Below are 19,428 nucleotides of genomic sequence, written 5' to 3'. Positions count from 1 at the left end.
TCCATGAACCTTGTTGCCGGCGTCGACTCCTCCACCCAAAGCTGCAAAGTGGTAATCCTCGACGCCGGCACCGGCACGCTGGTCCGCGAGGGCCGGGCCGCCCACCCGGACGGAACGGAAGTCCACCCGGATCAGTGGTGGCGGGCCTTGTCAGCGGCGTTCGACGACGCCGGCGGGCTGGCGGACGTCAGCGCGCTCTCGGTGGGGGGACAGCAGCACGGCATGGTGCTGCTGGACCACGCCGGCAACGTGGTGCGCCCGGCGCTGCTGTGGAACGACACCCGATCGGCGTCGGCAGCGGCCGCTCTCACCGACGAAGTGGGGGCGGAGGACTTTGCCCGCAGGACCGGGCTGGTCCCGGTGGCCTCCTTCACCATCACCAAGATCCGCTGGGTCCGGGACCACGAACCGGACCTGGCGGACCGGGTGGCGGCTGTTGCGCTGCCCCACGACTGGCTGACCTGGCGGCTCCGCGGTTACGGCCCGGCAGCAACCAGCCCGCTGGGCCCGGACCTGGACCAGCTCACCACCGACCGCTCCGATGCCAGCGGCACCGGATACTGGAGCCCTTCGGCCGGCGAATACGATGTGGAGCTGTTCAAACTGGCCTTCGGCCGGGACGCCAGGGAAGCCGGCGGGGGTGCCGGGCACCGGGATCCAGGCACCGTGGTTCTGCCGCGGGTGCTGGGCCCCGGCGGCTCCGCCGGGGCGGTTCACCCCGGCTGCTTCGGCTCCGCGACTCAGTTGCCCGGCCAGTCCGGATCAAGCCCGGCCGGACCCGGGCACCGCATTCTCCTCGGTGCCGGCGCCGGAGACAATGCGGCCGCCGCCCTGGGTCTGGGGGCCGAACCCGGGGACGTGGTGGTGTCCGTCGGCACCAGTGGCACGGTGTTCTCGGTGGCGTCCCGTGCCGTCGCCGATCCCAGCGGAACGGTGGCGGGCTTCGCGGACGCCAGCGGAGAATACCTGCCCATCGCCGTCACGCTTAATGCCGCGCGCGTGCTCGGCTCCGTGGCAGGCATCCTGGGCGTGGACTTCGACGAACTTGCGCGACTTGCCCTGGGCGCCGAACCCGGCGCCGGCGGCGTGGTGCTCGTGCCCTACTTCGAAGGTGAGCGCACGCCCAACCTGCCCCACGCCAAGGCCAGCTTCCACGGGCTCAGCATTGCCTCCAGCACCAGGAGCAATCTGGCCCGGGCCGCCATCGAAGGCATGCTCTGCGGACTGTCCGGCGGCCTGGATGCCCTCCGGGCGCAAGGGAGCCCCGCAACACGGCTCCTGCTGATCGGCGGCGCCGTGCAGAACCCCGCGGTGCAGGCCATCGCGGCCCAGGTCTTCGACCTGCCGGTCGTGGTCCCGAGCCCGGGGGAGTACGTGGCCCGGGGTGCTGCCGTCCAGGCAGTCTGGGCCTCCAGCGGCAACCGGCCGGATTGGCCGGTCGCGGTGGACGCCGCACCCGCCCCGGACTTCCACCCGGCCATCAGGCAAAACTACCTGCGGGCGAGCAGTCGCGTTGACCCCGGCAACTGAGCCGGAGCTCGTGAATGCCTTTGCTTCAACGCGGCAACGAAATGCCGGCTGACCGCTGAGAATACGGTGGTCCTCGTCGGATGTGCCAGCCGCCACAACACCGCGGCCCCGACCCCGCCATCCTTAACAGGTTCCTATCGGTCCTTGATCCCTATCATCGCCATTACGGTGCGGGCTGCTCGGCCGATCCCGAATCCGAGGACACCTCGGGCTGCGGGGTCTGTTCGGTTGCGGGGGCAGGCTGCGGGGTCTGTTCGGTTGCGGGGGCGACGTCCGCCGGCGTGGTGTCGCTTGGTGCGCCGGCTCCCGGCACTGCGGTTCCGGCCGAGCCGCTGTCCGTGCCACTGGGGCTACCCTCCGTGGTCAGGCCATCTGTCTTGGTGGCACCTTGCTCGACCTGCCCGGGCACTTGCGCGACTTGCCCGGGTCCTTCCGTCACGTCCTTGGTCGATGCGTCCGTTTTGTCCGGGACAGTCGGAGTGCCACCCAGGGCCGTGCCCAGCGTCGTCGTGGGGCCAGCCGCACCGTCGATGCTCGACGCCGACGAGACCAGGCTGGAGATGGGCTTATTGGTTCCGAATTCGACTGCAGTGACACCGACCATCGCGATCACGAATGCGGCAGCACTGACCGCCCCGATCTTAATCCAGGTCTTTGGGGTGACCTGCCTCTTCAGCCGGTTGGCTTGAGGTCCGTCGCTTTCGGCCGGGGCGCTGGCGGCCAGCACGCCGGCGTCGTCAGCGGGCAGTCCACCCCTGCGTCGCTTTGGGATTTTCGTCATTGCCACGGTGGCGGCCGAACTGAGTGTCCGGGCATACAGGGCGGCGCCCACCGTGGCAACGATGGAGCCGAGTGCGGCGCCAATAAGCGTCCCGGCAACGCCTAGAAAGGACCCCACCAAGGCAGAGGTCACCGCGGCCAACGCCGAGCCAATAGTCTGGGTGCCACTTAGCCCGAGGAGCTGTTTCGGCTTGTCTTCAATAGCGGAGTCTGCAGGCATCTTCAAACACATTTCAGTCAGATAAATGTTACGAACAGATAACTTTACCCTGCCGGCGGGTTGCCCCCGGCTGCCTCCGTAATAATTTGAGACGCTTCTCACGGTAGATCTTCAGCGCCATCCATGCCTCCGACGGCGGCTCGCCCGCGCTGTCCAGCACCTCACCAAAACGGAAGCGGACGACGGCGGGAAGTCCCCGCCGTCGTCCGGTACACGATCAAACCTCGGCCGCAGCCCGTCGGGCCCGGGCGGCTCGCACGAGCCCGCTGGACACGGCCGCTCCCACGAGGGCGAGCGCCGCGAGCACGAGGAACACGATGTGGTAACCGGCGGCTCCCGGATTTGCGTCGAGGATTGTCCCGTAGACGATGAAAGCGAACATCCCTGGTGCATAACCGACCAGGCATGCGATTCCGAAAGCCGTGCCGCTGGTCTCCTCCGGAATCCCGACCTCGTCCATCGGCGCCCAGAACACACCCCGCATGGTGAAGACGATAAGCGAGAACAGCAGGGTCACGATCATCGCCGGGATCTGGCTGCCGGGATCGGCCGGGAGGAGCAGCAGCACCGCCACCACCGGGATCAGGCACAGGAACGCCAACCGGATGTACCGGCTCGCACCCTTGACCACCTTGTCCGCGAGGACTCCGCCGATCGGGCCACCGATGATTTTCAGGCCGTACTGGTTGATGATGCCGTAGGCGCCGACCAGCGCGACAGGCAGCCCGTACACGTAGGTCAAATACGGGATGAAATAGGTGAGGCCGCAGTACACGACGTACACCATGAACACGGTGAAGCTCACCCACCACAGCTGCGGCTGCTGAGCGGCACGCCAGATTTCGCCGAGGCCGGCCTTCTGCTTCTTCGCCACGGGCTGCTCGCTCGCCTGCTCGCTTGTCTGATTGCTTGGCTGACTGCGAAGCAGCAGGAACAACAGCACGCCGACGACGACGTCAATGATGGCGTAGAAGGCAATGGCCGCACGGAATCCGCCGGTACCCGAACCGAGCAGGACGAAAATTCCCAGCGCGGAGAACGCCACGGCAGTGTCGACGACGCCGCGACCGCCCTCGAGGAGGCCGAAGAGCCGCCCCTGTTCCTTCGAGCCGCCAAGCTGACGGATGCTCTTCAGCAACGCGGGCCAGACCAGGCAGTCCGAGCACACGGCGAGCAGCGCGAACAGGAGCAGGAGCGTGCTGAAGCCGGGGAACGTGCTGAGGAACAGGCCCAGCGCTCCGGTGCCCACGAGTCCGAGCGGGATGAGGATCCGCGTGGAGAAGCGATCGGCGAGGTAGCCGCCGACGATGAAGAGCGCCGTCGCGACCATCGAGTTGACGCTCAGCAGGGTGCCGATCTCAGTGTGGCTGAGGCCCATTGCCTCCTGCATGGGGACGTAGAACGCGTCCTTGAGGTTGGCGAGCTTGTAGATGGTGCCGCCCGCCATGACGAGCAGAGCGAAGCGGATCCACTTGCTCCAGTCGACGCGGTTCGTGGACTTCCCGGGGGTCTGAGTCAATGTGGTCATAGTGCACCTGCCAGGGACTTCGTTGTGTCGAGCTGCGCGACGGCGATGTCGCGCAGCGAGGCGAGCAGCTCCTTCACGTGGGCCACCTGGTGGTCGGCCCAGCCGGGTTCTGCAGCGAGCAGTTCATCCCGGGTCCATCCGGGCGGGATGCCGGTAGTGCTCAGATCGCGGTACGGGATGAACGGGTCCGCGCCTTCGCCGGCGTGGCGGAAGGCGGGAGCGTAGTAAAGATTTTCCTGTTCGAGGGCCAGGGCGATGACCTGAGGCTCGTCCTCGCCGAGCATCAGGAGCTCGAAGAGCATCCGCGCACCGGGCAAGTCGTCCTCAGGGCTTCCCTGCAGGACACCGCGGTGACCGTATCCGTCTCCCTCGGGAAGAACATGGACCCCTTTCAGGTGAACCTGCAGGATGTGCGGCGCGAGCGCGGAGAGGGCATCCATGGGACGCTCGCAGGCATTGATCATGTTCCCGAAATCGAACATGGCGTGCAGGCGCGGATGGGAGACCCGGCGCAGCAACTCGGCGATCTCGGTGGAGCGCAGTTCCTCGTGCTGCTCGAAGGAGAAGTGCAGATCGTGCTCGTCTGCGAGCACGGCGAGGCGGCGCAGGTCCTGCTCGATCAGTGTCATCACCTGCGAGAGCGTGCCCTCGAAGCGCGAGTAGACGCGGATGTGCCGGACGCCGAGAACCCCCGCGATGCGGACTACCTCGTCCACGTCCGCGCGCAGGGTGGTGCTGATTTCGAGGTGGATCCCCAGGCCCAGGTGGCGCGCGCGGTCGGCGAACTCGCGAAGCCTGTTCTCGCTCATCCGGCCCAGGCTCCGCTCCTCGCCGTCGAGGAGGTGGATGCAGGCGCCGGCCAGGCCGTGCCGATGCGCGAAGTCGAGCACGTCATCGGGCCCGTACCCGCCGTAGGTCAGGTTGCCAAGGAGGGCGTAGGCGTGGGCGAACAGAGGGGCGCGGTCGATCCGTTCGATCAGGGTCCGGGCCAGCTCGTCGGTCAGGCGGGGCAGGGAGTCGATCTCCTCTTGGTTGAGGCGGGATCTTAGGAGCGCCTTAAATTGGGCGTCGGCAGGGGGCATCGTTGGCTCCTCGGGAGGCGTGTCAGGGGTGGTGGCGAATGTCACTCATCATTTGTACGCCGGTAATGGATCGCAAAAAAGGTCCATTAAGGCCACAGTCGTTAAGTCCATTCAGGAACCTGCGGCGATGCGCTCCCATCGGTCCCACGCGGCGGCCATCCTGCCGACAGCCTGCGGCATGTGCTCCTCCGCGGTGCCGGCGAACCCGATTAGCAGCGCCGGGGGGAGCTGCCGGGTGAGCCGGTACTCGCCGAGGGGGTAGGTGTACACCCGGCCCGCGGCCAGTCCCCTGGCTACCTCGATATCGTCGACCGGTTCACGGAGCCAACCCATGACGTGCAGGCCAGCGTCGACCGGGGCGGCTTCAATCCTGTGGCTCAACTGGTGATCGATTGCTTCGAGCAGGGCGTCCTGACGTGCCGCGTAGAGACGCCGGGTGCGGCGAAGGTGGGCGTGCAGATGCCCTTCCGACAGGAAGTCCGTGAGGGCCATCTGGAGCACCATCGCGGGCGGGCGCCCAATGACCGATGATGCGGATGCGAACGGCTTCACCAGGTCCTCCGGCAGCACGCAGTATCCGAGGCGGATCGACGGCGCGAGCACCTTGCTGAAGGAGCCCACAGTGATCACCTGCCTGCTCAAATCGAGCCCGAACAGGGTGGGGAGGAATTTCCCGCGGTAGCGCAGCTCGCTGTCGCAGTCGTCCTCGACGATCCAGCTCCCGTTCCGTTGCGCCCACGCGATCCACTCCGCCCTTCGCCCCGGGCTCATCGCAATGCCGAGCGGATGCTGCCGCGCGGGGGTCAGACAGGCCAGGCGTGCCGGAGCCGCGTCGTCGTCCGGGAGGACTGCTCCCTCGTCGTCGACTGGGACGCCTCGGACAGGACAGCCCTGGGACTGGAAGGCGAGCCGTCCGGAGATGTGCCCCGGGTCCTCGACGACGACGGGGTCGCCGGCGTCGAGCAGGAGAACCGCCAGCACGTTGAAGGCCTGCTGCGCACCGGAGGTGACGACCACCTGGTCCGCCGTGCACCCCAGGGCTCTCACGTCGTTGACGTATTCCGCGATCGCTTCCCGCAGTGGGCGGTAGCCGTGGGGATCGCTGTACCCGATCGCAAGCGGATCGGTGCGCCCGGCATGGCGCCCCAACAGGCGTTTCCAGGTCGCCGCGGGGAAAGCCGAGGACGCAACCTGGCTGGCAACGAACGATTCGGTCTCGGCGGGCGCCCACGTGTGCGGCGCCTCGCTGAACAGGTCGGTGCCCCGCGAAGAGGTGGCGGCTCCGCGTTCGGACAGCGGCGGCCGGGACATCGGCCGCTGCGGGGCGGCATCGCTCCACAGGGTGTCGACGTATGTGCCGTCACCCGCACGTGAGCGCAGGAAGCCCTCAGCAGTGAGTTGCTCGAACGCAGACACGACAGTGATCCGCGATACTCCCAGCTCGGTGACGAGTGTGCGGGTCGAGGGCAAGCGGGTTCCGCTCGGCATTGAACCCGTCAGGATCTGGGTGCGCAACTGCGCATACAGCTGCTGGTGCAAAGGCTCAGCCGCTGCGCGGTCGAGCTCAAGTCCGGCCAGCAGTCGGCCACCAGCGCTCTTCATCCCGCGAACCGCGGAGCGGATTTCACCATGGCCCCATTTTACGGGCCCGATTCTAGCTGGCCGTCCGTCCGGACGTTGCGCCAGATGGCGGGATCGTTGGACAGGCCGCGGTCCCCGGCGGCATATCCGAGCCACCCGGACGGGCGGGTGCCTAAACGAGCGGCCAGGGGTAGCGCATGCCGGTGCGGTCAACCGGCAGGACCCGGGCGTGCAGCAGGCGCTGGACGCGGCGCTGCAGGGCGGTGACCTCGTCGTCGTCGAGGAGCTCGGCCACCTCGGGAGGAGCGGCCTCGGCGAGCGGGGCGATGTCCTCGAGCAGGGCATCGGGGATAGGTTCGCCGGCGAAGTCCCAGATCACGGTGCGGAGTTTGAAAGCGGCGGAGAAGCACAGTCCGTGGTCGATGCCCCAGACCCGTCCGTCGTCGCCGCGCAGCACGTGCCCGCTCTTGCGGTCGGTGTTGTTGGCGACGTAGTCGAACAGGGCAATCCGCGCCAGGTCGCGGTGCGTCTCTGGGGCGTCCTCGAACAGCGTGAAGTAGTGCTCGCGGAAGTCGCACTCGATGAACCACTGCAGCGACCCGACCCCCAGCGGAGCTTCCTCGCGGATCACGGTCGGCGGCACGAGGCCCCACTCCAGGGACTCGCTGAGCAGGTAGGCGGCGCGTTCTCGCCGGTACAGTCCGGGCTCGAAATCGGACAACGGCCGTTCGCCGGCCTCGGGCTTGTAGACCGCATAGGCTGCGTCGTCCCCGCAGGAGACCTGGGCGAGGAACGTCTCGTTGCTGCTGCGCGGGATGCGTCCGAGCAGCTCGACGCGGCCCTCGGCGAGCAGGGTCAGCTCCCGGCCGGACACCGGCTGTACCGTATCACTGGCGGTCCCACAGTCTGTCCCGAATTCACGGCGTCCTCAGCCCGCTGAGGGGTTCCGACGTCGAATTCACCATGAGCACGGCGGGTCCCTGGCCGTCCACATAGGAGATGGCGGACACCGAGCCAGGGCTGATGACGATCCGCTGGAAGAGGTCCAGGGGCGTGCCCAGGGCGTGGGCGACGGCGGCCTTGATGGGGTCGGCGTGGGAGAAGCACACGACGACGCCGCCGGGGTGGGCTGTGCGCAGCACCTCAAGCGCTCCGACAATCCGCGCCTGCATTTCCGTGAAGCTCTCGCCCTTCGGGAAACGGAAGGTCGATGGGCTGTGCTGGACTGTCTGCCACGCCCGCAAGCGCGCCAGTTCGGCCAGCGAGGCGCCCGTCCACTCGCCGAAGTCGCATTCGAGCAGGCCGGCATCTTGCTTTACGCCCAATCCGGTGCGGGAGGCCGCCGGCTCCGCCGTCTCGCGGGTGCGCTCCAGCGGCGAGGAGTAGATGCCGTCGACCCGAAGTCCCGCGAGCCGTTCCGCGACCCGGTCAGCCTGGTCCCGGCCCCGGTCGGACAGATGCAGCCCCGGTGCCCGCCCCGGCAGCAACCTGCCCGTCGTCGGCGTCTCCCCGTGGCGCACCAGCAGCAGGAGCGTGCCCTGCTGCTCGGGTGAGGGCCCGGCAGATGGTTTCGGCGCGGTTGATGCAGTCATCAAGAATCAGCCTAACGCTCACCGCCTGCCCCGTCCCTCGCAGCCTCGGACCGGGGACCCCGGGCGGCTCTCTTGCACCCCGCCCCAATGCGCAGGAATCTGCAAGAATCCCTCGATTCACCGCACGGTAGAGGTCTACGGTGGAGGAGTGAGTGATCGCCCCGATATCTTCACTGTTGGTGAACTGCGTGCCTCCGGCCACGTCCACAAGGACCTGCGCCGCGAAATCCGCGACAACCTGCTCGCCGCGCTCGCCGCCGGCCGGGATCCCTGGCCCGGGATGTTCGGGTTCAGCCGGACCGTCCTGCCCCAGCTCGAGCGGGCCCTGCTCGCCGGGCATGACGTCGTCCTGCTGGGCGAACGGGGCCAGGGCAAGACGCGGCTCCTGCGCACCCTGGCCGGGCTGCTGGACGAGTGGTCGCCGGTGATCGAGGACTCGGAACTGAACGAACACCCGTACGAACCCATCACGGAGCACTCCCGCGCCCAGGCCCTCACCGAGGGGGACCGGCTTCGGGTGGCGTGGCGGCACCGCTCGGAACGGTACGTCGAAAAACTCGCGACGCCGGACACCTCCGTCGCGGACCTGATCGGCGACGTCGACCCGATGCGGGTGGCCGAGGGACGCCGTCTCGGGGACCCGGAAACCATCCACTACGGCCTGGTCCCGCGCTCCAACCGCGGAATCATCGCCATCAACGAGCTGCCCGACCTGGCCGAGCGGATCCAGGTCTCGATGCTCAACGTGATGGAGGAACGCGACATCCAGATCCGCGGCTACGTGCTGCGACTGCCGCTGGACGTCCTGGTGGTCGCGTCCGCCAACCCGGAGGACTACACGAACCGCGGCCGGATCATCACGCCCCTGCGGGACCGCTTCGGCGCCGAGATCCGCACCCACTACCCGATCGAGCTCGACGACGAGGTCGCCGTCATCCGGCAGGAGGGGCAGCTGGTGGCCGGCGTCCCGCCCGTCATCCTCGAGATCCTGGCCCGCTACACCCGGGCGCTGCGGCAGTCGCCGGCGGTCAACCAGACCTCCGGGGTTTCCGCGCGGTTCGCCATCGCCGGCGCCGAAACCGTTGCCGCGGCGGCCCTGCGCCGGGCCAGCGTGCGCGGCGAAGACGAGGCCGTCGCCCGGATCATCGACCTGGACGCCGCCGTGGACGTCCTCGCCGGGAAGATCGAGTTCGAATCCGGCGAGGAAGGCCGGGAACAGGACGTCCTGGACCACCTCCTGCGCATGGCCACCGCGGAAGCCGTGCGGGCCCACTTCCACGGCCTGGACATGGGCCCGCTCGTGGCCGCGCTCGACGGCCACGCCACGGTCACCACCGGTGAACTGGTCACTGCGCGGGAGTTCCTCCACAACCTGCCGTCCCTCAACGGATCCAGCCTCTACGACGACATCAGTGAGCGCCTGGGCGCGGAAAACGACGGGCAGCGCGCCGCCGCCGTCGAACTTGCACTGGAAGGGCTCTACCTCGCCCGGCGGATCTCCAAGGAGTCCGACGACGAGGAGACGATCTACGGGTAGGCAGCTTTACGGCTAAGGAGGCCTCATGACCGCTCACAACCGGTCCAGGTACGGCCGGTACACGGGAGGACCGGATCCGCTCGCCCCGCCGGTGGACCTGGCGGAGGCGCTGGACGCCGTCGCCGAGGACGTCATGGCCGGCTACTCGCCCCGGCACGCCCTCCGGGAGTTCCTGCGCCGCGGCGGCCGGAACCGGGAAGGCCTCGACGACCTCGCCGGCCGCGTCCAGCAGCGGCGCAGTGAACTGCTGGGCCGGCACAACCTGGACGGCACCCTCAGCGAAGTCCAAAAGCTGCTTGAGACTGCGGTGCTGGAGGAACGCAAGCAGCTCGCCCGCGACGCGATGATGGACAACACCGACCGCGCTTTCCGGGAGATGCAGCTGCAGAACCTGCCGCGCTCCACGGCGGCGGCGGTCAACGAACTCGCCTCCTATGACTGGCAGTCGAGCACCGCGCGGGAGGCCTACGAGCGGATCAAGGACCTGCTCGGCCGCGAACTCCTGGACCAGCGGTTCGCCGGCATGAAGGAGGCCCTCGAGGGCGCCACCGAGGAGGACCGCGCGGCCGTGGCCGAGATGCTGCAGGACCTCAACGGGCTCCTCGGCAAACACCGCCGCGGTGAGGACACCGACGCGGACTTCCAGGAATTCATGGCCAAGCACGGCCAGTTCTTCCCGGAGAACCCGCAGTCGGTCGAGGAGCTGGTGGACGCGCTCGCCCAGCGCGCGGCCGCCGCCCAGCGGCTCCTGCAATCCATGTCCGCCGAGCAGCGCGAGGAGCTGATGCGGCTCTCCGCCCAGGCGTTCGGCTCGCCCGAGCTTATGGCACAGCTGGGCCAACTCGATTCCAACCTGCAGGCTTTGCGCCCCGGCGAGGACTGGTCCGGCTCCGAACGCTTCGAGGGCGAGGAAGGACTCGGACTCGGCGACGGCACCGGCGTGCTCCAGGACATCGCCGAACTGGACGAGCTGGCCGAACAGCTCTCCCAGGCCTACAGCGGGTCACGCCTCGATGACCTGGACCTGGACGCCCTCGCCCGCCAGCTCGGACAGAATGCTGCCGTGACGGCCCGCACCCTCGCGGAGATCGAACGGGCCATGCAGGACGGCGGTTTTCTCCAGCGCGGCGCTGACGGCGATCTCCGGCTGTCCCCGCAGGCCATGCGGCGGCTCGGCAGGTCGCTGTTGCGGGACACCGCCAAGCAGCTCTCCGGCCGGCAGGGCCGCCGGGACACGCGGGTTGCCGGGGCGGCCGGGGAGCAGACCGGCTCCAGCCGCCAATGGGAGTTCGGCGACGCCGAACCGTGGGACGTCACCCGCACCATCACCAACGCGATCCGCCGCACGATCGCCGACGGCGGTGACCCGGGCCGCGGACTGCGCCTCGCCGTGGGCGACATCGAAGTCACGGAGACGGAGGCGCGCATGCAGGCCGCCGTCGTCCTGCTTGCGGACGTGTCCTTCTCGATGGCCGCCGAGGGACGCTGGGTGCCCATGAAACGCACCGCCCTCGCCCTGCACCACCTCGTCTCAACCCGGTTCCGCGGCGACCGGCTGCAGCTGATCACGTTCGGCCGCTACGCGCAGACCATGGACATTGGCGAGCTCACGGCCCTGCCGGCCCTGCGGGAGCAGGGAACCAACCTGCACCACGGCCTGCTGCTGGCTGGCCGGTTCTTTCGTCAGCACCCGTCGATGCAGCCCGTCCTCCTCGTGGTGACCGACGGCGAACCCACCGCGCACCTGCTGGCCGACGGCGAGTCGTGGTTCTGCTGGCCGCCGGACCCGGAGACCATCCGCGTCACGGTCGCCGAACTGGACCGCCTGGCCCGCGCCGGCACGCAGGCCACGTTCTTCCGGCTCGGCGACGACCCTTCCCTGGAACGTTTCGTCCAGCGGATGGCCCGCCGCATCGACGGCCGCGTGGTGGCGCCCGAGGCCGGAGACCTGGGCGCTGCCGTGGTGGGGGAGTACCTCCGCGCCCACTTCCGCGGACGCCCCTACGACGACGCCGACTGGGCCCAATAGATCCGCGGCGACTCTCCACCACTGGGGGGGGGGGGGGGTAATTGGCCACGCCGTCGGGGTTTGACCGCAGTTCGATCTCACCGCCAAGGGTTTCGGTTGACAGAATGGTGCAACGCCCAATAGGCCAGTGCGAGGAACGCGACGGCCTGAATTCCGAGGAACCCGGTGTCTGTGAGCCATTGCTCGGCTGTCGGGTCGTAGAGCGTGTCCACTTCGGGTGCTGGCGGTTTCTGGAGCCCGACAGTGGCCGCCGCAGCCGCGTAGCCAAAACGTGCAGGGAGCAGCCACGACACCTCCTCAAGTCCGGCGCGGCCTTGGATAGCGAACAGCCCACCGCAAAGGACCAATTGAGCCATCACCAAGGCGACGAGCGCAGGCATGGTTTGTTCAGTCGATGTCGCGGCAGCCGAGATCACCAGCGCGGCGGCGGTCATGGCGACGCCAACCGCTGCCACAGCCACCGCAATCTCCAGGTGCCCATTGCCGAGTACCAAGGCATCGTCCGGTCCCGGCAGACCGAGGAGAGCCATCACGGTGAACAGGATGCACTGGATTGCGACCAAGGCGCCAAGCACCACAAACTTGCCGAGCAGGTAAGCCGTAGGGGAGAGGCCAACGGCCTGTTCCCGCCGGTAGATGGGCCGTTCCGCGACCAGTTCGCGCACCGTGAGGGCTGTTCCCATGAGCGCTGCTCCGACCACGAGGACAATGAGCCGCTGTTGGACCTGATACAGATCGCCCCCGGCCTCCCGCATGGACAGCCCGGCCTCGCCGGGGAAGGCGTGCGCCATCAGGGCGAGCAGCATCGGCATGCCGACAAGGAGGACGACGAAGAGGCGGTCTGCGGCGACGACGGCGGCGTTGCGCCGCATCAGCGTCCACAACTGGCGCAGCGGGGCCGCGCGGGGCGGAGGGGGCGCGTCGCCCACAGGTACGGGCACGTTGGCTGAAGCGGTCCTTCCTATGTACGCGTCACGAGCAGGCGATTGGGCGTATTTGCCCACCCACGTCGGGTCCTCGAGTGCCGCAAACGCCGCAGGGTAGTTGTCCACACCGAAGAATGGGAGTACTTCGGCCGGTGGTCCAAAGAACGCCACGCGTCCGCCGCGGGCGAGGACCAGCACACGGTCGCATTCGTCCAGGGCCAGGACGCTGTGGGTGACCACCAGCACGACGCGGCCGGCGTCGGCGAGTGAGCGCAAGCTGCCCATGACCTGCTTGTCCAGGCCGGGGTCGAGCCCGGAGGTAGGCTCGTCCAAAAAGAGCAGCTGGGGCGCTGTGAGCAGCTCGAGGGCGATCGAGGTCCGCTTTCGTTGCCCACCGGAGAGGGAATCGATGCGCTGGTCGATTTGGTTCGTCAGATCGACCTCGGAGACGACTTGATTGACCCGTTCGTCGCGCTCTGCGGAGCTAGTGTCTGGGGGCAGGCGCAACTGAGCGGCGAAATGGAGCGCGCGGCGGACAGTGAGTTGCCGGTGGAGGATGTCCTCCTGGGGAACCAGGCCCACCAGGAACCGGAGCTGGGCGTACTCGGCGTAGAGGTCCCGCCCGTTCCAGCTGACGTGCCCGCGAGTGGCCGGGCGCAGCCCGGTAAGGGCGCCCAGGAGGGTGGATTTGCCAGCGCCGGAAGGCCCTATGACCGCCACGAGCGTCCCGGCCGGGACGGTGATGGACACATCGTCCATCAGGTGGGCGCCAGTCTTGGTGGTGACCTCCAGGTGCCGGGCGCTGAACGCGGGACGTTGCGGTGGCGGCATGGCCGCGGTGGCGCCGTCCCAGAGTAAAGTGCTCGATCCGATACCGATGAGGTCACCGATTGAGAGCAGGGCGTCACCGTGGACGCGTTCCCCGTTGAGGAATGTTCCATTGAAGCTGCCGGCGTCGCGCAGGACGGCGGCTTCGCCGACCTCGACCACGGCGTGACTCCGGGACGCGAGGGGGTCATCCACCACAACGTCGCACGAGTGCGACCGCCCGAGAGTGAGCACGCGTGGCCTCACCAGCTGTCCGGGCGGGTGGGGCATGAGGAGCACCTCGGGTCCGTCCATAGCGCCAAGACGGAGCCGAAGCCCGCCGGTGAGTAGCGGCACCGGGCCGTCCAGCACCCGGTCCGACTCCATGTCCCAGGTGCCGTTGCGGCTTGCCTGATCTGCCGCCCACCATCTGCCCTCGCTGTGCCAAAGCCGGACGTGTTCGCGGCTGACACGATCGTCATCGATAGAAACATCGGCGCCAGCATCCCGACCAACCTGAACTGTCTGCTGCGGCGGAAAGCTCCACTCACGGCCATTTGCGCGCACGAAAAGCGCAGTTCCGTCCGGGGGTGGCACTTGGTCCGGCATGGCGACCTTCCTTACTTCGTCCGGCGTAGAGAACCGACGACGTGATCGAAAGTTTCCGTGCGCTGCTCGAACAGCGACGAGGGGGCGAAAAAGACCAGGAGTTGGACCGGATCGGTCTCAACGACGAAGACCCGGACCTGCAGCGTGACGGCGGATGAGAGGGGAATCGTCCCCTCCATGGCCTGCCCCTTAACCTCCCCGACGGTAGCTGGCCCGCGGTCCACCAGATGCGCGTCCCGGCCGGGCAGGAGCGCTTCCGCCGTGCGGACGCGGGCGGTCGGGGATTGATTGGTCAGCCCGGCGGGCCGGTGGTAGATGGCGAGTCCGGCGACTTTCTCCGGTTCACTGGCCGTTCGGGCCGCGGCAGCCGGAGCGTCCGGCTCGTCGGCGAAAAGCGCCGTCAGGTCTGCGTCCGAGAGCACACTGACGGTGCTGTCGCCCGCTTCGTGAGTTCGGGCAGTCCAGCTCTGCGGGACATCGAGGGTGTACGGGACGCCATCCGCGCGAAAGGTTACGTACTTTTCTCCAGACAGCATCGGCGGGAGCAGCGCGCCGGCGAGGATGGCGAGGATTAGGAGGAGGAGCGCCCCGCCTAGCACAGCCAGCCGCGCGGCCCGGCCCGGCCGCCGATCAGCGCGCCTACCCCGGGACCCGGTGGATCGTCCGCCCAAGTGGGCGTTCCCGCCCGCGCGGGCGAGGGTCCCTGCTTCCACCGGGGCGCCGCCGACGTTGTCCTTGCCGGGTCTAGTGGCGCGGGGCGGGACCGCGTGTTTCCCCGCGCCTCGGGGCTGCGCTGGAACAACCTTGCCAGGCGGGCCGCCGGACATCATGGTAACGAGGGCGCCGCATGTTGGGGGCCGGTCCTCGGGTTGTTTCGCCATGCCTTTGACGATGGCAGCCTCCATTGCAGGAGGGACCTCCGGCCGTTCCAAGGTGAGGCGCGGCGGCTCCTCGGTCATGTGCGCCCACAGCTGGGCCGAGTCGTCGTCATGGTCGAACGGCGGGTGGCCTGCGAGCAGCGTGTAGGCCACGCACGCCAGGGCGTACACATCGGCCCGACTATCGATGGTCCCGCCGCGGATCTGCTCGGGTGCGACGTAGTCCAAGGTGCCGAGGAAGTGACCGGCCGTCGTCACGCCGGTGGCGGAGGTGGTGCGCTTTGTGAGACCGAAGTCCGTGAGGTAGACGAGCCGGTGGCCGTTTGCCGGGTCGTCAGAGAGCAGTATGTTGCCGGGCTTGACGTCCCGGTGGACAAGGCCCGCCCCGTGCGCGGCGTCCAGGGCCGCGGCCGTGTGGGAAAGAATGCCCAGGGCCTCGGTCAGCGGGAGAGGGCCGCGTGCGTCAAGTTCTGCCTTGAGATCAGTGCCGTGCACAAAGCGCATGGCGATGTAGAGCAGTCCCGACCATTCCCCGGCAGCGTAGATCGGCAAGATGTTGGGGTGGTCCACCGAGGCGGCGAGCCGGGACTCACGGACAAACCGCTGACGGAACTTCTCGTTGGCTGCAAGTTCCGGGGCCAGGAGCTTGAGGGCGACGGGTCGGCCGAGCTGCACGTCCAGCGCCCGGTAAACGACTCCCATGCCGCCGCGGGCGACCAGGGACTGGATTTGGTAACCCGCGAATTCTGCCCCGGGATAGAGGTAATCCTGAACGGGCTCCACGGTTCACCCGACCGGGTAACCGCAGCTGGAGCAGAACCGCGCTCCGGGGCGCACTGATCTGCCGCACTGGGAACAAAACGTCCTGCCCTGTCTCTCCGCGGAGCGGGGTGCCAGCGGTCCGGCCGTGCGGGTTTCGCCACCGTTCAGGCCCGTATTTACGTCCCCGGTCGCCCCCGAAGCCGGCTGACCTCGCCCGCCAGATGCCGGAGATTGCGAGGGAGGAGAACTCTTGTGCCCGGCTGCTTCGGTCCGCACGGGGCCCGTCCCGCCGTGTCCGGCCTGCTGTCGCAGGACCTGATCTTCATCAGCGCGCGCAGCCCGGGTCATTGCGGTCTGGCTATCGCCGGTTTGGGGTTTCAGAGGGGCAACAGGTCTCCCTTCGGCACCCTTTGAGCTTGAACGGTCAGCGGGGCGAGGCGGGGCCCCGCGGACGCCCCGAGCGGCTGACGCCCTGCCGCGACGCAGGACCAGGACGGCCAGGATTCCGGCCAGGAGCAGGAATCCGGCGAAGCCGGGCAGGAGGGCAGCCTGCAGGGGGCCGTCCTTGCCAGCGTCTGCGGCGGCGGTCGCCTGGTCTCCCATCGGGTGCTCGCTACTCATCTTTCGGGCCTGCTCAAGATAACTTGTCGCCAAGGCGGAATCGAAGTAGGTCAAGGACTCTTCGAGTGCGCTCTCGGCCGATCCGCCCATGCCCGATGAGAGGTGATCGATGCCCCGCCGGAATACAGCATCGAACTTCGATGGGGAGGCCTCAACGCCCGCCGCGGCCATAGCTGCTTGAATGGACGCGGCCGGCACCAGAGTGCCCTGGCCGTCTGGCTGGCGGGGCCCCATCAGGCCGAGGACCTGGCCGGTTGCCCCGTCCAGCACGGGGCCGCCGGACACGCCGGCTTCGAGTGGCCCGGCAAGGTCCTGACTAGAGCGGATTCGGCCCGCGGCGGTGTCCACCGCCACCGGAAACTGCGCCGGTCCCGCCTTAGGGCTCGGATCCTCGGTGAAGCCGACCAGTACGGGATTCGCACCTGGTGCTGCGGCCGGCGCGGCCAGCGTGGCTGTCGGCGCGCCACCGCCGCCACTGATCCTGAGCAACGCGATGTCCTTGGGCCCGGTCGGGTGGTTGAGCAGCTCGGCCATGACGGTCGCAGGCTCCGCCGTGTAAGTGTGCACTCGGTACTGGGGGACGCGAAAGACGATACAGTGCTCCACCTGGTCGTAGCAGTGCTGCAGGTGCGCCGCCCAGTATCGATCAGGCGTCGAGCCTCGCCGCAGCGGATTCCCGCCGTTTCCAACGATCGGCACTCCGATCACTTTGGCGAAGAGCTCGTTCGCGCTGTATGCGGCCACAGCGCCCTCGTCGACGGCAAGATTCTCCCAAGTGGTCGCCACAATCCCGTCTGCTGAAACGACCACGCCGGTAGCGGAACCGAGCGGCACTGTGGACCGGCCACGGGAGATCACTACCTCGCCTGTGCTGTGGTCAATATGGGCGATCTCCGCGATGGCAAGGAGGTCGATTCGCACGAGAGCAGCCTTGGACCCCTCGGCATCGCTCTTCAATGTGGCAGATGGAGTAGGCATAGGACTGGCCGCCGATGTCAGCGTCAATGCAGCGGCGACGCCGACGAGAAAGACCAGGAAGCCGGAAGTGCGCCTGTGCATCATCCAAAGCTTCGCCATGAACAGATACGTGACGACGGCCATGCCCGTGTCGCGAGACGTGAGGCGGGAACAGAAGACGGTGGCAGCAACTCGCTTTTGGTTCATGGCGGATCCTCTGGTCGAATATGAGACCGTCACGCGGATACGCCTGTGGGTTTGATCAGCCCGTCCCCCGCCATAATGCTAAGCCTTCTGATCATTTGTGTCATCGGAGTTCTTCGGAATATTTCACAGATCAGGAAGCCGCAGTGGAACGCCTTTTGAAGGGACAGGCCGGTCAATCTCCCGTCTGCCCGGGCTGCAAGATCCTGGACCGGGACTAATTTGTCGAACGGGGAAGTTATGTTGTCGGGGCCGTAACCGGTTCACGCACCGCGCTTCGGGCGCCGATGGGAGTGATGCACGTGACCACCATGCCTGCCGAGGGAGTCGGGTTCCGCTCCAAACGCGGACCCGTCCTCATTGCCCTGATGCTCTCCACCGGCCTGGTGGCGATCGACGCGACCGTGGTGGCGACAGCCGTGCCCGCGATCGTGCACGACATTGGCGGGTTCAGCTCGTTCCCCTGGCTGTTCTCCGCCTACCTGCTGGCGCAGGCCGTGTCCGTTCCGGTCTACGCAAAGCTCTCCGACACCATCGGCCGCAAGCCGATCATGCTGATCGGAATCGGTCTGTTCCTGCTCGGCTCGATCCTGTGCGGAGTGGCCTGGAGCATGCCGGTCCTCATCGCCTTCCGCGTGGTGCAGGGCCTGGGCGCGGGCGCGGTCCAGCCGATGGCCATCACCATCGCCGGCGATATCTACACCCTGGCCGAACGGGCAAAAGTGCAGGGCTACCTGGCGAGCGTGTGGGCGGTCTCCTCAGTGGTGGGTCCGACGCTCGGGGGAGTGTTTGCCTCACTCGGCATCTGGCGCGGCATTTTCCTTGTGAACATCCCGCTGTGCCTGGTGGCCGGCTGGATGCTGGTCCGGTCCTTCCACGAGAACATCGAGCCCGTAAAGCACCGGGTCGACTATCTCGGCGCGGGGCTGCTCACCGTGTCGCTCACCCTGCTCATTCTCGGGGCCCTCGAGGGCGGCCAGGCCTGGGCCTGGGACTCCCCCATCAGCGACGCAGTGTTCGCCGGCGGTGCCCTCCTGTTCGTCGCGTTTATCCTCGTCGAACGGAGGGCGGCGGAGCCGGTGCTGCCGCCGTGGGTGGTTTCCCGGCGGCTGCTGGCGACGACGGCGATGGTCGCCTTCGGGGTCGGAGCGGTCATGCTGGGCATCACTTCGTACGTTCCCACGTTCCTCGTGGGAGCCCTCTCGACCTCCCCGATCGTGGCCGGACTCGCCCTGGCAGCGCTGACCATCGGCTGGCCGATCAGTGCCTCCCAATCGGGGCGCCTGTATCTGCGCATCGGCTTCCGGAACACTGCCCTGATCGGCATCACGGTCACCGTCATCGGCACAGCAGTCCTGGCCGTCACGGCCTCCGTCCCCAACGTTGCGCTGGTCGCCGTCAGCTGCTTCATCGTCGGGCTCGGACTCGGCCTGGTCGCGACCCCCACCCTGATCGCCGCCCAGACGAGCGTCGAATGGAACGAGCGCGGCGTGGTCACGGGCACCAACCTTTTCGCCCGATCCATCGGCAGCTCCATCGGCGTCGCCGTTTTCGGTGCGATAGCGAACGCTGTCTACGCCGGCACCCCGCACGGCGACACGGATCCCCACACCATCGTGGCGGCCTCATCCGCCGTGTTCCTGGCCGTCATGATCGCCGCCGTCCTCACCGTCATCGCCGTGCTCGGCATGCCCGCCACCAAACCCGCCACACAGGTCCAAGCCGCCGCGCGCGGGTCATCCAGCACCGGGTGACCGCGGTTCCGCTGTCACTTTTGGGGTAGTG

At 68.0% G+C, this 19,428-nt stretch carries 13 protein-coding genes and 1 pseudogene; 4 read left to right on the top strand and 10 right to left on the bottom strand.

The genetic code is table 11. The features are described 5' to 3' along the window. The first annotated feature begins 3 nt into the window (after positions 1-3). Entirely contained in the window at positions 4-1,530 is a 1,527-nt protein-coding gene (locus AC1DNG_RS13790; protein ID WP_476887607.1) for a xylulokinase, read from the top strand. 163 nt (positions 1,531-1,693) lie between these two features. Here the strand turns inward: AC1DNG_RS13790 and AC1DNG_RS13785 are convergent, their stop codons facing one another. The 6 genes from AC1DNG_RS13785 to AC1DNG_RS13760 form a co-directional block, all read right to left on the bottom strand. Continuing rightward, entirely contained in the window at positions 1,694-2,530 is an 837-nt protein-coding gene (locus AC1DNG_RS13785; protein ID WP_476887606.1) for a hypothetical protein, read from the bottom strand. 217 nt (positions 2,531-2,747) lie between these two features. After that, on the bottom strand, positions 2,748-4,058 hold the full coding sequence (locus AC1DNG_RS13780; RefSeq protein WP_476857605.1) for an MFS transporter: 1,311 nt from the start codon (positions 4,056-4,058) through the stop codon (positions 2,748-2,750). Then, a complete protein-coding gene (locus AC1DNG_RS13775) occupies positions 4,055-5,185 on the bottom strand; it encodes a sugar phosphate isomerase/epimerase family protein (protein WP_476887605.1) in 1,131 nt (376 codons plus the stop codon). Before AC1DNG_RS13775 ends, AC1DNG_RS13780 begins: the two co-directional genes overlap by 4 nt. 66 nt (positions 5,186-5,251) lie before the next feature. Continuing rightward, complete coding sequence (gene pdxR, locus AC1DNG_RS13770; protein ID WP_476857603.1) at positions 5,252-6,742, bottom strand: MocR-like pyridoxine biosynthesis transcription factor PdxR; 1,491 nt, start codon at positions 6,740-6,742, stop codon at positions 5,252-5,254. A 151-nt stretch (positions 6,743-6,893) separates the two neighbouring features. Further along, positions 6,894-7,595 (bottom strand): SCO1664 family protein, encoded by a 702-nt coding sequence (locus tag AC1DNG_RS13765; RefSeq protein WP_476871421.1) that lies wholly within the window; start codon positions 7,593-7,595, stop codon positions 6,894-6,896. A 43-nt stretch (positions 7,596-7,638) separates the two neighbouring features. After that, positions 7,639-8,313 carry an MSMEG_4193 family putative phosphomutase gene (locus AC1DNG_RS13760; protein ID WP_476849698.1) on the bottom strand — a complete coding sequence of 225 codons (675 nt, stop codon included), beginning with the start codon at positions 8,311-8,313 and terminating at the stop codon, positions 7,639-7,641. Positions 8,314-8,461: 148 nt separating this feature from the next. On the opposite strand from AC1DNG_RS13760, the gene AC1DNG_RS13755 reads away from it, so the two are divergent. Together AC1DNG_RS13755 and AC1DNG_RS13750 are read left to right on the top strand one after the other, a co-directional pair. Next, positions 8,462-9,850, top strand: coding sequence for a sigma 54-interacting transcriptional regulator (locus AC1DNG_RS13755; protein WP_476849697.1), 1,389 nt, complete (start codon positions 8,462-8,464; stop codon positions 9,848-9,850). Between the two features lie 25 nt (positions 9,851-9,875). Continuing rightward, positions 9,876-11,879: a vWA domain-containing protein gene (locus tag AC1DNG_RS13750; protein WP_476887604.1), complete on the top strand. Its 2,004-nt coding sequence runs from the start codon at positions 9,876-9,878 to the stop codon at positions 11,877-11,879. A gap of 77 nt (positions 11,880-11,956) precedes the next feature. On the opposite strand, the gene AC1DNG_RS13745 is transcribed toward AC1DNG_RS13750, so the two are convergent. The 4 genes and pseudogenes from AC1DNG_RS13745 to AC1DNG_RS13730 form a co-directional block, all read right to left on the bottom strand. After that, the gene (locus tag AC1DNG_RS13745; protein ID WP_476887630.1) at positions 11,957-13,903 is read right to left on the bottom strand and encodes an ATP-binding cassette domain-containing protein; all 1,947 of its coding nucleotides are present in this window, start codon (positions 13,901-13,903) and stop codon (positions 11,957-11,959) included. A gap of 111 nt (positions 13,904-14,014) precedes the next feature. Further along, positions 14,015-14,221: pseudogene (locus tag AC1DNG_RS13740) on the bottom strand (FHA domain-containing protein); the annotation flags it as partial. A gap of 11 nt (positions 14,222-14,232) precedes the next feature. Beyond that, entirely contained in the window at positions 14,233-15,882 is a 1,650-nt protein-coding gene (locus AC1DNG_RS13735) for a serine/threonine-protein kinase (RefSeq protein ID WP_476887603.1), read from the bottom strand. A 3-nt stretch (positions 15,883-15,885) separates the two neighbouring features. Beyond that, on the bottom strand, positions 15,886-17,646 hold the full coding sequence (locus tag AC1DNG_RS13730; protein ID WP_476887602.1) for a zinc ribbon domain-containing protein: 1,761 nt from the start codon (positions 17,644-17,646) through the stop codon (positions 15,886-15,888). Between the two features lie 293 nt (positions 17,647-17,939). Between AC1DNG_RS13730 and AC1DNG_RS13725 the strand changes: the two genes are divergently transcribed. Continuing rightward, on the top strand, positions 17,940-19,397 hold the full coding sequence (locus AC1DNG_RS13725; RefSeq protein ID WP_476887601.1) for an MFS transporter: 1,458 nt from the start codon (positions 17,940-17,942) through the stop codon (positions 19,395-19,397). Positions 19,398-19,428 lie beyond the last annotated feature (31 nt).

The organism is Arthrobacter sp. 01T425 (assembly GCF_056398725.1).
Note: the sequence above shows the minus strand (reverse complement) of the source record. Positions and strands in the feature narration are given on the sequence as shown.